The sequence below is a fragment of the uncultured Jatrophihabitans sp. genome, from assembly GCF_964246335.1.
GTDB lineage: Bacteria > Actinomycetota > Actinomycetes > Mycobacteriales > Jatrophihabitantaceae > Jatrophihabitans.
On the sequence record NZ_CAXTQF010000014.1, the window covers coordinates 27,140 to 40,613 of the forward strand.

14 protein-coding genes are annotated in these 13,474 nt (G+C 71.3%); 13 read left to right on the forward strand and 1 reads right to left on the reverse strand.

What is annotated here, in order from left to right; translation table 11 throughout:
* Positions 1-17 precede the first annotated feature (17 nt).
* The 10 genes from ACFFCN_RS06410 to trpA all read left to right on the forward strand — a co-directional run bounded on the left by ACFFCN_RS06410 (position 18) and on the right by trpA (position 9,710).
* A complete protein-coding gene (locus ACFFCN_RS06410; protein ID WP_375490312.1) occupies positions 18-605 on the forward strand; it encodes a hypothetical protein in 588 nt (195 codons plus the stop codon).
* A 135-nt stretch (positions 606-740) separates the two neighbouring features.
* Entirely contained in the window at positions 741-1,454 is a 714-nt protein-coding gene (locus ACFFCN_RS06415; RefSeq protein ID WP_375490313.1) for a response regulator transcription factor, read from the forward strand.
* Positions 1,455-1,475: 21 nt separating this feature from the next.
* On the forward strand, positions 1,476-3,014 hold the full coding sequence (locus ACFFCN_RS06420; RefSeq protein WP_375490314.1) for a sensor histidine kinase: 1,539 nt from the start codon (positions 1,476-1,478) through the stop codon (positions 3,012-3,014).
* A 22-nt stretch (positions 3,015-3,036) separates the two neighbouring features.
* The gene (gene hisI, locus ACFFCN_RS06425; RefSeq protein WP_375490315.1) at positions 3,037-3,390 is read left to right on the forward strand and encodes a phosphoribosyl-AMP cyclohydrolase; all 354 of its coding nucleotides are present in this window, start codon (positions 3,037-3,039) and stop codon (positions 3,388-3,390) included.
* Positions 3,387-4,904, forward strand: coding sequence for an anthranilate synthase component I (locus tag ACFFCN_RS06430; RefSeq protein WP_375490316.1), 1,518 nt, complete (start codon positions 3,387-3,389; stop codon positions 4,902-4,904). The genes hisI and ACFFCN_RS06430 overlap by 4 nt, the downstream gene beginning before the upstream one ends.
* Positions 4,901-5,530, forward strand: a complete 630-nt coding sequence (locus ACFFCN_RS06435; protein WP_375490317.1) for a TIGR02234 family membrane protein — start codon at positions 4,901-4,903, stop codon at positions 5,528-5,530. Before ACFFCN_RS06430 ends, ACFFCN_RS06435 begins: the two co-directional genes overlap by 4 nt.
* Before the next feature lie 99 nt (positions 5,531-5,629).
* On the forward strand, positions 5,630-6,433 hold the full coding sequence (trpC, locus tag ACFFCN_RS06440; RefSeq protein WP_375490350.1) for an indole-3-glycerol phosphate synthase TrpC: 804 nt from the start codon (positions 5,630-5,632) through the stop codon (positions 6,431-6,433).
* A 535-nt stretch (positions 6,434-6,968) separates the two neighbouring features.
* Positions 6,969-7,190: a hypothetical protein gene (locus ACFFCN_RS06445; protein WP_375490318.1), complete on the forward strand. Its 222-nt coding sequence runs from the start codon at positions 6,969-6,971 to the stop codon at positions 7,188-7,190.
* 356 nt (positions 7,191-7,546) lie between these two features.
* Positions 7,547-8,827, forward strand: coding sequence for a tryptophan synthase subunit beta (trpB, locus tag ACFFCN_RS06450; RefSeq protein ID WP_375490319.1), 1,281 nt, complete (start codon positions 7,547-7,549; stop codon positions 8,825-8,827).
* A gap of 88 nt (positions 8,828-8,915) precedes the next feature.
* Positions 8,916-9,710 (forward strand): tryptophan synthase subunit alpha, encoded by a 795-nt coding sequence (trpA, locus tag ACFFCN_RS06455; RefSeq protein ID WP_375490320.1) that lies wholly within the window; start codon positions 8,916-8,918, stop codon positions 9,708-9,710.
* Positions 9,711-9,720: 10 nt separating this feature from the next.
* Here trpA and ACFFCN_RS06460 read toward each other — a convergent pair whose 3' ends face one another.
* The gene (locus tag ACFFCN_RS06460) at positions 9,721-10,701 is read right to left on the reverse strand and encodes a quinone oxidoreductase (protein WP_375490321.1); all 981 of its coding nucleotides are present in this window, start codon (positions 10,699-10,701) and stop codon (positions 9,721-9,723) included.
* Between the two features lie 36 nt (positions 10,702-10,737).
* Between ACFFCN_RS06460 and lgt the strand changes: the two genes are divergently transcribed.
* The 3 genes from lgt to ACFFCN_RS06475 are packed head-to-tail and all read left to right on the forward strand — an operon-like array spanning position 10,738 to position 13,470.
* Positions 10,738-11,685: a prolipoprotein diacylglyceryl transferase gene (gene lgt, locus ACFFCN_RS06465; RefSeq protein WP_375490322.1), complete on the forward strand. Its 948-nt coding sequence runs from the start codon at positions 10,738-10,740 to the stop codon at positions 11,683-11,685.
* Complete coding sequence (locus ACFFCN_RS06470) at positions 11,678-12,403, forward strand: VIT1/CCC1 transporter family protein (protein ID WP_375490323.1); 726 nt, start codon at positions 11,678-11,680, stop codon at positions 12,401-12,403. Before lgt ends, ACFFCN_RS06470 begins: the two co-directional genes overlap by 8 nt.
* Before the next feature lie 32 nt (positions 12,404-12,435).
* The gene (locus tag ACFFCN_RS06475; protein ID WP_375490324.1) at positions 12,436-13,470 is read left to right on the forward strand and encodes a phosphotransferase family protein; all 1,035 of its coding nucleotides are present in this window, start codon (positions 12,436-12,438) and stop codon (positions 13,468-13,470) included.
* The last annotated feature ends 4 nt before the right edge of the window (positions 13,471-13,474 follow it).

Sequence of the window (13,474 nt, forward strand, 5' to 3'; positions counted from 1 at the left end):
AGCGGGGAGGGACTGCTGTGGCCGAGTTCTACCGGGACGAGGACGATCGACCCGCGCCGTACACCGTTGTGGCGGCCGTTGCCCTGGGCACCGTGCCGGTGCCGTTCCTCGCGGTGTACGCCGTGCTGTTCATCGTGCACGGCAGCGTCCATCCGGTGATCCCGCCGGACATCACGGGGTCGACGCACGGCGAGTTGCTGGCCGGAATCATCGCGGCAGTGCTGTTCGTGGCCTGCTCGGTCTCGCTGATCTGGGCGATCGCCGGGCGGCGTCGATGGCCGTTCGCGCTCGTGCAGGTCGTGCTGTTCGCCGCCGCCGTCTACTTCCTCGTCGACGGTGACAAGGGCGGCACGTTCGTGTCGTGGCTGGTCGTGCTCAGCTGCCTGGCCGCCCTCGTGCTGATCTTCGTGCCTGCGTCGTGGCGGCACTACGACGCCGGCACGGTGCCGTGGCTGCGCGGCCGCAGGCGCACCGCCGGGGCCCACGCGCAGCCCGGGACCGCGCCCGACGGTGCGGTGCCGGCCGGCAGCACGGCGCCGGTGCCTGAGCCCGTCCCGAGCCGGTCCTGGCTCAGTGGTCGGGCCTCGCAGGACCCGCCCGGCTGACCCGCATCCCGGTCGTTCCGCTCGCGGCGGACATATCCTGCTCACAGGTGCAACCCATGCTCGGCTTACTCGCGGTGCTCAGGATGGGCACAGCGAAAGCCAAGACGACACCTGGCAGACAGTGGAGATGAGCCGATGAGCGCCGCGACCGTGATGACCAACAGCAAGCGCCGTGTGCTCGTGGTCGACGACGAGGACAACGTCACGCACCTCGTGTCGTCGGCCCTGCGCTTCGACGGGTTCGAGACGGTGACGGCCGACAACGGCAGCAGCGCGCTCGCGAAGGTCGCGGAGATCGACCCCGACCTCATCGTGCTCGACGTGATGATGCCCGGCATGGACGGTCTCGGCGTGCTCAACAACCTGCGCGCGGCCGGCTCGCAGGTGCCGGTCATCTTCCTGACCGCACGCGACACCGCAAGCGATCGCATCGTCGGCCTGCGCGCCGGTGCCGACGACTATGTCGTCAAGCCGTTCAGCATCGAGGAACTGCTCGCCCGGGTGCACGCCGTACTGCGCCGTTCGACGCCCGAGACCGGTCGCGACGGCGTGCTGACCGTCGCCGACCTGGAGCTCGACGAGAACAGCCACGAGGTCACCCGCGCCGGCGTCGAGGTGCACCTGACCGCCACCGAGTTCGAGCTGCTGCGCTATCTGATGCGCAACGAGCGTGTCGTGCTGTCGAAGACGCAGATCCTCGACCGCGTGTGGAAGTACGACTTCCAGGGCCAGTCGAACATCGTCGAGCTCTACATCGGCTATTTGCGCAAGAAGGTCGACAACGTCGATCCGAAACTCATCCACACCATCCGCGGCGCGGGCTACGTCATCAAGGCGCCGCGCACGTGATGCGCAGCTGACCGTCCTGACGTGAGTATCGACGAGGCGCGGACCGAGGTGCTGCCCGGCGAGGCGGCGCCGCCGGGTGACGACCCTCGGGTCAAACCACGGGCCGGGCGGGCAGCGATCCGGGAGCGGCTGGGCCGGCGCAGCCTCACGGCGCGTCTCGTCACCGGCGTCGTCGCTCTGGTCGTCGTGCTCGTCGCGGTCATCGGTGCCAGCACCTATTTCGCGTTGCGTTCGTTCCTGGCCGACCGGCTCGACCAGCAGCTGCAATCCACGATCAGTCAGGGTCCGCAGCGCATCTTCAACGGCAACTCGATGGGCGGGCCTACGGCCGTCGAGGTCTATGCCGTCGCGCTGGACATCCACTCCGGCCAGGTGCTCGCCAAGCCGTCCGAGTACGCGCTGGGTGTGCACACCATCTCGCTATCCCACGCGGATGCGACACGGCTGATCGGGCTCAGCTCTACGGATCCGGTGACCATCCGCACGAGCGACGGCAAGCAGCTGCGGGTAGCCGCAATCGACGGCAACGTCGGTGGCGGCAACGAGACAAACGCGAAGATCATCATCGGGCTCAGCACCTATGACGAGCACCAGACGCTCGGTCGTCTGATCTTCCTCGAGACCATCATCGGTGCCGGAGCCGTCGTCGTGGCGGTGCTGGCCACGGCATCGGGCGTGCGGTTCAGCCTGCGTGGCCTGCGTCGCGTGACCAGTACCGCGCAGGACGTCTCGGCCGAGCTGTCCCCGAGCGGGTCGGGCCTCGAGCGGCGGGTGCCGACGGCCGAGGAGGGCACCGAGGTCGGGCAGCTCGCCGAGTCGTTCAACACGATGCTCGCCGCCGTCGAGACGCAGTTCGCGGCCCGCGTCGAGAGCGAACAGCGGATGCGGCAGTTCCTGGCCGACGCGTCGCACGAGTTGCGCACCCCGCTGACCTCGATCCGCGGGTACGCCGAGCTGGCGCGGATGCAACGTGCTGTCGACGGCGACGTCCCGGCCGACAACCTCGACCGCATCGAGTCCGAGGGCACCCGCATGTCGCGCCTCGTCGAGGACCTGTTACTGCTCGCGCGCGGCGACGCGGCCGGCGCCGCCGAGCGCACCGCACACGTGCCGGTCGACATGACCGGCCTGCTCGACGACGCCGTCAGCGGCTCACGCGCGGCGTTCCCCGACCGGCGGATCGACCTCGAACTCGGGCCCATGCCGGTGGTGCTCGGCGACCGCGACCAGCTGCTGCGCGCGGTCCGCAACCTGATCAACAACGCCGCGGTGCACACGGCGCCCGGCCGGCCGATCCTGGCGCGCGGTTTCGGTCGCGACAGCGGCGTCGTCGTGCAAGTGGTCGACGGCGGCCCCGGCCTGCCGCCCGAAGAAGCGGCGCGTGTCTTCGAGCGGTTCTGGCGCGCGGACAAGGCACGCACCCGGGCCCGCGGCGGCTCGGGACTCGGCATGTCGATCGTCGCCAGCATCCTCGAGGCGCACGGCGGCACGGTGCGCTTCGAGAGCACCGTCGAGAGCGGCAGCACGGTCACGCTGTGGCTGCCGGCAGCGCGCGGCTGACCGGTTCGGCACAATCGGGGCCATGGCGCCGCGCGAGGAGTCCCAGCTCGATCCCGCCGTGGCGGCACGCCTCAAGCGCGACGCGAACGGGCTCGTCGCTGCCGTCGTCCAACTGCACGACACCGGCGAGGTGCTGATGGTCGGCTGGATGGACGACGAAGCGCTGCACCGCACGCTCACCACCGGCCGGGCCACGTACTGGTCGCGCTCGCGCCGGCAGTACTGGGTCAAGGGCGAGACGTCCGGCCACGTGCAGGCCGTCAAGTCCGTCGCCCTGGACTGCGACGGCGACGCGCTGCTCGTGCGCGTCGAGCAGACCGGCCCCGCCTGTCACACCGGCGCGCGAAGCTGTTTCGACGCCGGCGGCGAGCTGTGACGACGCCGTTCCCGATCGGTGCGCCGATCGGCCGGGGCGACCTCGCCCACCTGGCCGCGACCCACCGGCTCGTGCCGATCACCCGCACGCTGTTCGCCGACGCCGAGACGCCGGTGGGGGTCTATCGCAAGCTGGCCGCCGGGCGCATTAACACGTTCCTGCTCGAGTCGGCCGAGCCGGGCGCCTCGTTCTCCCGCTGGTCGTTCGTCGGCGTCGACGCCGTCGCCGCGTTGTCGGTGGCCGACGGTGCGGCGACGTGGTCCGGCGACGTCCCGGCCGGCGTGCCGACCACCGGGGACCCGCTCGAGGTGCTCGGCGCCGCGTGGCGAGCGATCAAGGCGCCGCGGCTGCCCGGCCTGCCGCCGCTGACCGGCGGCCTGGTGGGTTACCTCGGGTATGACGTCGTCCGGCGCATCGAGCAGCTGCCCGACAAAGCCGTGGACGAGCTCGGGCTGCCCAAGCTGACCATGCTGCTCGTCACGGATCTTGCCGCCGTCGACCATCACGAGTGCACCGTGGTGCTGATCGCCAATGCGCTGCTCGCGCCGGGCATGAGCGGCATCGAGCTCGACGCCGCGTACGCCGACGCCGTGCGCCGTCTGGACGTGATGCAGGCGGCGCTCGCCACCCCGAGCGAACCGACCGTGGCCACCGTCGGTGCCGCGCCGCCGAAGGACGCGCAGTCGCGCACGCCGGCGGGGGAGTACGAGCCTGCGGTCGAACAGGCGCTGGAGGCGGTGCGGGCGGGCGAGGTGTTCCAGATCCAGGTGGGGCAGCGCTTCGTCGCCGAGACCGACGCCGAACCGCTGGACGTCTACCGCGTGCTGCGCACCCTGAATCCGTCGCCGTACATGTACTTCCTGCGCACCGCCGACGTCGACATCGTCGGCAGCAGTCCCGAGGCGCTCGTCACCGTCAAGGACGGCACGGCGGTGCTGCACCCCATCGCCGGCACGCGACGCCGCGGTGACACCCCGGAGCAGGACGCTGCACTCGCTGCCGAACTCGTCAGCGACGAGAAGGAACGCGCCGAGCACGTGATGCTCGTCGATCTCGCCCGCAACGATCTCGGCCGGGTGTCCGCGCCCGGCAGCGTCGAGGTCGTCGAGTTCGGCGCGGTGGAGCGGTACAGCCACGTGTGGCACATCGTGTCCTCGGTGCGCTCGACCGTCGCCGAGGGCATGGACGCCTTCGACGTGCTCACCGCGACCTTTCCGGCAGGCACGCTGACCGGCGCGCCGAAGGTGCGCGCAATGGAGTTGATCGACGAGCTCGAACCGGTGCGGCGCAACGTCTACGGCGGCGCCGTCGGGTACCTGGATGCGGCCGGCGACCTCGACATGGCGATCGCGATCCGCACCGCAGTGATGCGCGACGGCAAGGCCTACGTGCAGGCTGCGGCTGGTGTGGTGGCCGACAGCATTCCGGCCAACGAGGAACAGGAGACGCGCAACAAGGCGCGCGCCGTGCTGCAGGCGATCGCCACCGCCGAGACGCTGCGCACGGTGACGTGAGCGCGTCCCGTCGGGCGTACGCGGGTGCGCTGATCCTCGACGCGATCGGCGCCGTCGGCGCCCTGCTGATCGCGCTGCGTGCGTGGCAGACCGTCACCACCCCGCGGCCCGCGCCGCTGCACGACGACACGCTGCACCTGTCCGGGCGCACCATCGACTCGGCGCCGACGGCCTTCGCGCTGGTGGCCTTGGCCGGTGTCGTGGCGGTGATCGCCACCCGCGGCACCCCGCGGCGTGTCGTCGGCGTCGTGCTCGCGGTGTCCGGCGCGGCGATCGTGTGGCGCTCGATCGCAGCAGCGAGTGCGGTCGGCACGTCGCGGGCCCGCGCGCTGGTCACCGAGCACCACAGCAGCGTGGTCGTCACCGCGGCGCGCCCGCACGTCGCCGTCACGCAGGCGTGGCCCGCGCTGTCCGTGATCGCCGGCGTGCTCGTCCTCGTGGCCGGCGTGCTCGTCGCGTGGCAGGGGCATCGCTGGTCCGCGATGTCGACGCGCTACGAGGCGGTGTCGACCCAGGCGGACGAGAGCGACGACGCGCGCGAGCGGACCCGCCAACGCGCCGCGGCGACGCTGTGGACCGCCCTCGACCGTGGCGAGGACCCGACCGACCCGCGGAAGCCGCGATGATCACCCCAGCCGCCCCGCGCGCCGCGACCCCGCGTGCGCTGGTTACGCTCGGCCTGCACACCGGCGTGCTGGGACGACGGGAGGCGAACGATGGCTAGCGTGCTCGACGACATCGTCGCGGGCGCCCGTGCGGACGCCGCGACACGTGAGGCGCAGTTGCCCCTCGACGTCGTCAAGCACCGGGCCGCGCAGGCCCGACCCGCGATCGACGCCTTGGCCGCGCTGCGCGCGCCGGGCGTCGGGGTGATCGCCGAGGTCAAGCGGGCCAGCCCGTCGAAGGGTGCGCTCGCTCCGATCGGCGATCCGGCCGAGCTCGCCGGTCAATACGCCTCCGGTGGTGCGCGGATGATCAGCGTGCTCACCGAGCAACGCCGCTTCGGTGGCTCACTCGACGATCTGGATTGCGTCCGCGCCGCGGTGCACATTCCGGTCCTGCGCAAGGACTTCGTCGTGAACTCCTACCAGGTGCACGAGGCGCGGGCACACGGTGCCGACGTAGTGCTCCTGATCGTGGCGGCGCTGGAGCAGAACGCGCTGATCGGCCTGCGCGAGCGCATCGAGTCCCTCGGCATGACCGCGCTCGTCGAGGTGCACGACGAGGACGAGGCGTCGCGCGCCCTCGACGCCGGTGCCCGGGTGATCGGCGTGAACGCCCGTGATCTGCGCACGCTCGACGTCGACCGTTCGACCTTCGAGCGCATCGCACCCGGACTCCCATCGGAGATCGTCAAGATCGCCGAGTCGGGTGTACGCGGGCCGCGCGACCTGATCGAGTACGCCTCGGCCGGCGCCGACGCGGTGCTCGTCGGCGAGACGCTGGTACGCGGTGCCGACCCGCGGCATGCCGTGGCCGAACTGGTGACGGCCGGCGCACATCCCGCCACGCCGCGCGCCGCCCGCTGACACTCGGGTTCGCCGCCGTCGTGTGGCGATGCTGCGGGTGCTTCGTCGGCGTGTCGCCCGCAGCAGCGGCCACGCTGGCGAGGCGGGTCGGTGTTCGGCGGCCTCGCGCAGCTGCCGGGTGATGTCGGCCGTCGCGCTCGACGAGGTCTGGTCGAGCACGAGGGTGAGCGCGAAGTACGAACTGTCGCCCCACCCACACAGGCCGACGGACTTCTCGGCCAGGTTCGCGATCTGGCAGCGCATCGCGCCGGCGAGCTTGCCCGGGTCGTAGGCCTGCATGCCGCCGGAAGCCTGGCCACCCTGTCCGGACACACCGTTCGACACGCCGTCGGTGAACTGTTTGACGGTGGCGTCGACGCCGTCATCCTTGACCTGGTTGTCCAGCTTGGGCACGTCCTTGACCCGGAAGCCGAGGAAGATCACCTGCGGAGTACCGCTGCCGCTCGAGTACGCGCCGACCTGCGCGTGGTTCGCGGCATCCGAGCCCGCACCGAGCGAACCGAGCTGACCGGCGATCTGACTGCGCAACGTATTGGTGTCCACCGAGGTGTTCTTGCGGTACGCGCCGAAGCTCGCCGGCAGCGAGAGCGACCGGTTGGCGGTCTTGCGGTCGGCGCTGTGGTCGTCGGAGTTGGCGAACACGAGGATCAACGCGATGGCGACGGCGGCGGCCACCACTGCGGCCACGACTGCGATCAGCCAGTTCTTCCTGCGGCTGGGCGGCGGCTCCGGCGACCACGGCTGGTCCGGCGCATAGGGCGGCTGGCCGTACGGCGGTGGTTGCTGCCCGTATTGCGGCGGTTGCCCTGGCGCGTAAGGCGGCTGGCCGTACTGGCCCGGTCCGTACTGCGGCTGGCCGTACTGGCCCGGTCCGTACTGCGGCTGAGCGGGGGGCTGCCACTGTTGCGGCGCGTTCGGATCACCGAAGCGGTCCCCGGGCTCGCGCATCGTGCTGCTCCTGTAAGTCAGGCGGCGTCTGCGCGCCGACTCTAACCGGCGGGCACCTCGCAACGGCGCTTGTAAGGTGAACGCATGCGTGCCGAGCCGGGTGAGCGATGGCGGGGCTGACCCCGACCCATCGCCGGTGCTTCGACCCGACCCGGGAGTTCCCGCATGACTCACGCACGCCCCACCGTTCACACCGTTGATGCACCGGCTCCGGACGCCACCGGACACTTCGGCCCGTACGGTGGCCGGTACGTGCCCGAAGCGCTCGTCGCCGCCATCGACGACCTCACCGCCGCGTTCCACCAGACCCAGGCCGACCCGACGTTCCGCGCCGAGCTCGCCGGGTTGCTGCGCGACTACACCGGCCGGCCCTCCCCGCTGACCGACGTGCCGAAGTTCGGCGCGCACGCCGGCGGTGCGCGCGTCCTGCTCAAGCGCGAGGACCTCAATCACACCGGGTCGCACAAGATCAACAACGTGCTGGGGCAGGCACTGCTCACCCGGCACATCGGCAAGCAGCGGGTGATCGCCGAGACCGGCGCGGGACAGCACGGCGTCGCCACCGCCACGGCCGCGGCCTTGCTCGGCCTCGAGTGTGTCGTCTACATGGGCGAGGAGGACACCCGTCGGCAGGCGCTCAACGTCGCGCGGATGGAGCTGCTCGGCGCGCAGGTCGTGCCGGTGACGACCGGCAGCCGCACCCTTAAGGACGCGATCAACGAGGCCATGCGCGACTGGGTGACCAACGTCGACACGACGAACTACGTGTTCGGCACCGTCGCCGGGCCGCACCCGTTCCCGCTGATGGTGCGCGAGTATCAACGCATCATCGGCGACGAGGCACGTGCCCAGGTGCTCGAACGCTGCGGACGGTTGCCGGACGCGGTCGCTGCCTGCGTCGGCGGCGGGTCGAACGCCATCGGCATCTTCACCGCCTTCGTGCCGGACGAGGACGTGCGGCTGGTCGGCTTCGAGGCAGGTGGCGACGGCGTGCAGACCGGCCGGCACGCCGCGGCGATCACCGGCGGCGCGCCCGGCGTCCTGCACGGCGCACGCTCCTACCTGCTGCAGGACGACAACGGCCAAACCGTCGAGTCGCACTCCATCTCGGCCGGACTCGACTACCCGGGTGTCGGGCCGGAGCACTCCTACCTGCACGACATCGGCCGCGCCGAGTACCGGCCGATCACCGACGCCCAGGCCATGGACGCCTTCTCGCTGCTGTGCCGCGAGGAAGGCATCATCCCGGCGATCGAGTCGGCGCACGCGCTGGCCGGCGCAATGCACCTCGGCCGCGAACTCGGGCCGGACGCGATCATTCTCGTCAACCTGTCCGGACGCGGCGACAAGGACGTCGAGACCGCCGCCAAGTGGTTCGAGCTCGCCGGCAAGGATCGCTCGGAGCTCGAGGACAACGACGCCTCGACCGGCGAGCCCGAAGTATGAACACCCCACGAAATCGCTTCGCAAAGAACGCTGCACGATTCCGCGGGCAGGGCCAACGCGCCGGCCAAGTCATTAAGGCCGTGGCCGTATGAGCGGCGTTGCCGACACGATCGCCGCGGCGCACGAGCAGGGCCGTGCCTCGCTGATCGGCTACCTGCCCGTCGGCTACCCGTCGGTCGAGCTGTCCATCGAGGCCATGCGGGCAATGGTGGCCAACGGCGTCGACATCGTCGAGGTCGGTGTGCCCTACAGCGACCCGGTGATGGACGGACCGACGATCCAGGCCGCTGCAGAACCCGCGGTGCAGGCCGGCGTCGGCATGCGCGACGCGCTGCAGGCCACGGCCGCCGTTGCCGAGGCCGGTGCCGCCGCGCTGGTCATGAGCTACTGGAACCCGGTCGATCGCTACGGCGTCGCGCGCTTCGCGACCGACCTCGCGGCGGCCGGCGGATCCGGGGCGATCACCCCGGACCTCATCCCCGACGAGGCCGCCGAGTGGCTCGCCGCGAGCGACGAGCACGAGCTGGACCGCGTGTTCCTCGTCGCGCCGTCGTCGTCGGACGCACGGATCGTGTCGACCGCCGCGGCGTCGCGCGGGTTCGTCTACGCCACAGCGGTCATGGGTGTCACCGGCGCGCGCACCAGCGTCGGGGCTGCCGCCGCCGGGCTCGTGCAACGGGTGCGCGATCTGGCGCCGCAGACGCTCGCGTGCGTGGGGCTCGGCGTGTCGACGGGGGAGCAGGCGCGTGAGGTCGCGGCGTTCGCCGACGGCGTCATCGTCGGCTCGGCGCTCGTGCGGTGCCTGCTCGACGCACCCGACGAGCGCGGCGTGGCCGCGGTCGGCAAGCTCGCCGCCGAGTTGGCCGACGGCGTGCGGCGCTGACCGACGCCCGTCAGGGCACGATCAGCAGCTTGCCGGTGGTGCGCCGGCCTTCGAGGTCCCGGTAGCACTGCTGCGCGTCGTCGAGCGGGTAACGGCCGCCGATCGCGATGCGCAGCTCGCCGCTTGCCGCGCCGTCGAGCACGTCGCCCGCGCGCCACTGCAGCTCGTCGCGGGTTGCGACGTAGTCGGCGAGCGTCGGCCGGGTGACGAACAGCGAGCCCGCCGGGTTGAGCCGCTGCAGGTCGAACGGCGGCACCTGACCGCTCGCCGCGCCGAACAACGCCAACATGCCGCGCCGGCGCAACGACGCCAGGGACGCTTCGAACGTCGCCTTGCCGACGCCGTCGTACACGACGTGCACACCGTCCGGCACGTGCTCGCGCACGGCAGCCGCGAGGTCGCCGGCCTCGTCGTAGCGGATGACGGCGTCGGCGCCGGCGGCGCGCGCGACCTGCACCTTCGCGTCGCTGCCGACGGTCGCGACGACGTGCGCGCCCTGCCTCTTGACCAGCTGCACGAGCAACTGCCCGACGCCCCCGGCCGCGGCGTGGACGAGCACGTCGTCGCCCTCGCGCACGGCGTAAGTCGAGTGCACCAGGTAGTGCGCCGTCATGCCCTGCAGCATCGCCGCAGCGGCGATCTGCGGGTCGAGGCCGGACGGGATCGCGATGGCGTGGCGGGCGGGTACGAGCGCCTGCTCGGCGTGCGCGCCGATCGCCGACGCGCTCGCCACGACGTCACCGACGGCGAACCCCTCCACGTCGGCGCCGACGGCGAGCACCGTGCCGGCGCACTCCTCACCGGGCACGAACGGCGGTGCGGACGGGTACACGCCTTCGCGCAGGTAGACGTCCTTGAAGTTGACGCCGGACGCGGCAACCTGCACGAGCAGCTGGCCCGGTGCCGGCTCGGGCACCGGCCGACGCTGCACCTCGAGGACGTCGATGCCACCGGTACGGGTCACCACGAGCGCCTGCATGTCGTCGGTCATGCCCGTCACGCTAACGCCGGGCCGTACCGTGTCCGTGTGCACGTGCTCGCCGCGATCCCCAGCCCGACGCGCGGCGTCTGGGATCTCGGCCCGCTGCCCATCCGGGCCTACGCGCTGTGCATCATCGCCGGGATCGTCCTCGCCGTCTGGCTCACCGGCCGGCGTTGGCGCGAGCGCGGGGGCAATCCGGAGCACCTGTGGGACGTCGCCACCTGGGCCATCGTGCTCGGCATCATCGGCGGCCGGCTCTATCACGTCGTCACCGACCCCGAGCTGTATTTCGAGGGCAAGCCGGGGACCAGCCCAATCAACGCGTTGAAGATCTGGGACGGCGGGCTCGGCATCTGGGGCGCCATCGCGCTCGGCACGCTGGGCGCCTGGATCGGCTGTCGACGCCGGCACATCCGGCTGCCCGTGTTCGCCGACGCCGCAGTGCCCGGCGTGATCTTCGCGCAGGGCCTCGGCCGCTGGGGCAACTGGTTCAACAACGAGCTCTACGGCGGCCCCACGAGCGTGCCGTGGCGGCTGCAGATCCACTGCCTCGACGCAGGACGTACCGCCGCGGTCTCCTGCGGCAACGGGCACGGCACCACGCTCGGGTACTTCCAGCCGACGTTCCTGTACGAGTCGCTGTGGGACATCGCAATCGGCGTCGGGTTGCTGGTGATCGACCGCCGCCTGCGGTTGGGCCGCGGCAACGTCATGGCGCTCTACGTCATGGGTTACACCGCCGGTCGGGGCTGGATCGAGGCGCTGCGCAGCGATCACGCCAATCACATCCTCGGACTGCGGCTCAACGACTGGACCTCGGTCATCGTGTTCCTGCTCGGTCTCGCCTGGTTCGTGGCCCACGGCGGGTTCCGCGCAGCCCGGGAGGCCAGTCCGTACGTCGACGCCGGGCCATGGGAGCCGGACGGCGATTCACAGACCGAGGACGCCGTTCCGATCACGACGGCGCATCGTGGCGAGGGCGACGATGACTGACCACGCGGGGACGAAGCCGGCGGACGCGGAGATCCATCACCAGCACCGCGACGTCAGCGGCGGCTGGTTGCGCCCGACCGTCTTCGGGTCCATGGACGGGCTCGTCTCCAACTTCGCGCTGATCGCGGGCGTGGCGGGCGCGTCCGCGTCGAGTTCCGCGGTGGCGCTGGCCGGACTGGCCGGGCTCGTCGGCGGCGCGTTCTCGATGGCCACCGGCGAGTACGTGTCGGTGCAGAGCCAGAACGAATCGACGCGCAGCGAGCTCGACGTCGAACGGCACGAGCTCGTGCACAACGCGGAAGCCGAGATCGCCGAGCTCGCGCAGATCTACGTGGCACGTGGCGTCGACGCCGACCTCGCGCACGCCGTCGCGCGGCAACTGTCCGCCGACCCCGACCAGGCGTTGCAGGTGCACGCCCAGGAGGAGCTCGGCGTCGACCCGCGCGCGTTGCCCAGCCCGCGAACGGCGGCGACGTCGTCCCTGCTCGCGTTCGGTGTGGGTGCGCTGATCCCGTTGCTGCCCTACCTGTTCAGCGCGCGGTCCCTGTGGGTGTCCGCGGTGCTCGCCGCGGTGGCGTTGTTCGTCGCCGGCGCGGTCACGTCCCGGTTCACCGCGCGCAACTGGCTCTACTCGGGCGTGCGGCAACTCGTCCTGGGCGTCGCGGCGGCCGCCGTCACGTACGGCGTCGGGACGTTGTTCCACGTGGCGGCCGGCTAGGGCGGCAACCGGCCTGGTCTAGGGTTCGCTGGGTGAGCGAAGACGAGCCCGGCGAACTGCCCGGCGTCGACTTCACGGCACTCACCCGCTGGCTGGACGCACAGCATCCGGGACTGCGTCGAGGGCAGCTGAGCGGCGAGGTGATCGCCGGTGGCAAGTCGAATCTGACCTACCGCATCACCGACGGCTCCTCGGTGTGGGCGCTGCGCCGGCCGCCGCTCGCGCACGTGCTGCCGACCGCGCACGACATGGTCCGCGAGTACCGCGTCATCAGCGCGTTGAACGCCACATCGGTGCCGGTGGCCGACGCGATCGCGCTGTGCGACGACCCCGACGTGCTCGGCGCGCCGTTCTACCTGATGTCGTTCGTCGACGGAGTAGTGCTCGACAAGCGCGCCGTGCTCGACACACTCGAGCCCGCCGCGGCGACCCGTAGCTGCGAGCTGCTCATGGACACGCTCGTCGACCTGCACGAGGTGGACCCGGCGTCGGTCGGGCTCGCCGAGTTCGGCCGGCCGGACGGTTTCCTCGAGCGGCAGGTGCGGCGCTGGCACAAGCAGTGGCAGGCGTCCGAGACGCAGCCGCGACCCGAGCTCGCGCAGACGGTCGACCGGTTGACGACTGCTCTGCCGCAGCAGTCCGCGCCGGCGATCGTGCACGGTGACTACCGGCTGACCAACGTGATGTTCGCCCATGAGCTCGACCGGATAGCTGCGGTCGTCGACTGGGAGATGGCCACGCTCGGCGACCCGTTGACCGACGTCGGGCTGCTCGTCGTCTACCAGGAGCTCGCGCAGCAGGGCGACAGCGTCATGCCGCGGATGCTGCCGGAGGCCGGCTTTCTCACTGCGCGGCAGATGGTGCAGCGGTACGCGAAGCACTCGCCGCGCGATCTGTCACGACTGTCGTGGTACGTGGGCTTCGGGTACTTCAAGCTCGCGGTCGTGTCCGAGGGCATCCACGCGCGCTACCTCGCAGGCAAGACGGTCGGCGCGGGCTTCGACCATTTCGGCGACGCCGTCCCGACACTGCTGGGCGCGGCACTGACCGCGCTCGACGAACACTGATCAC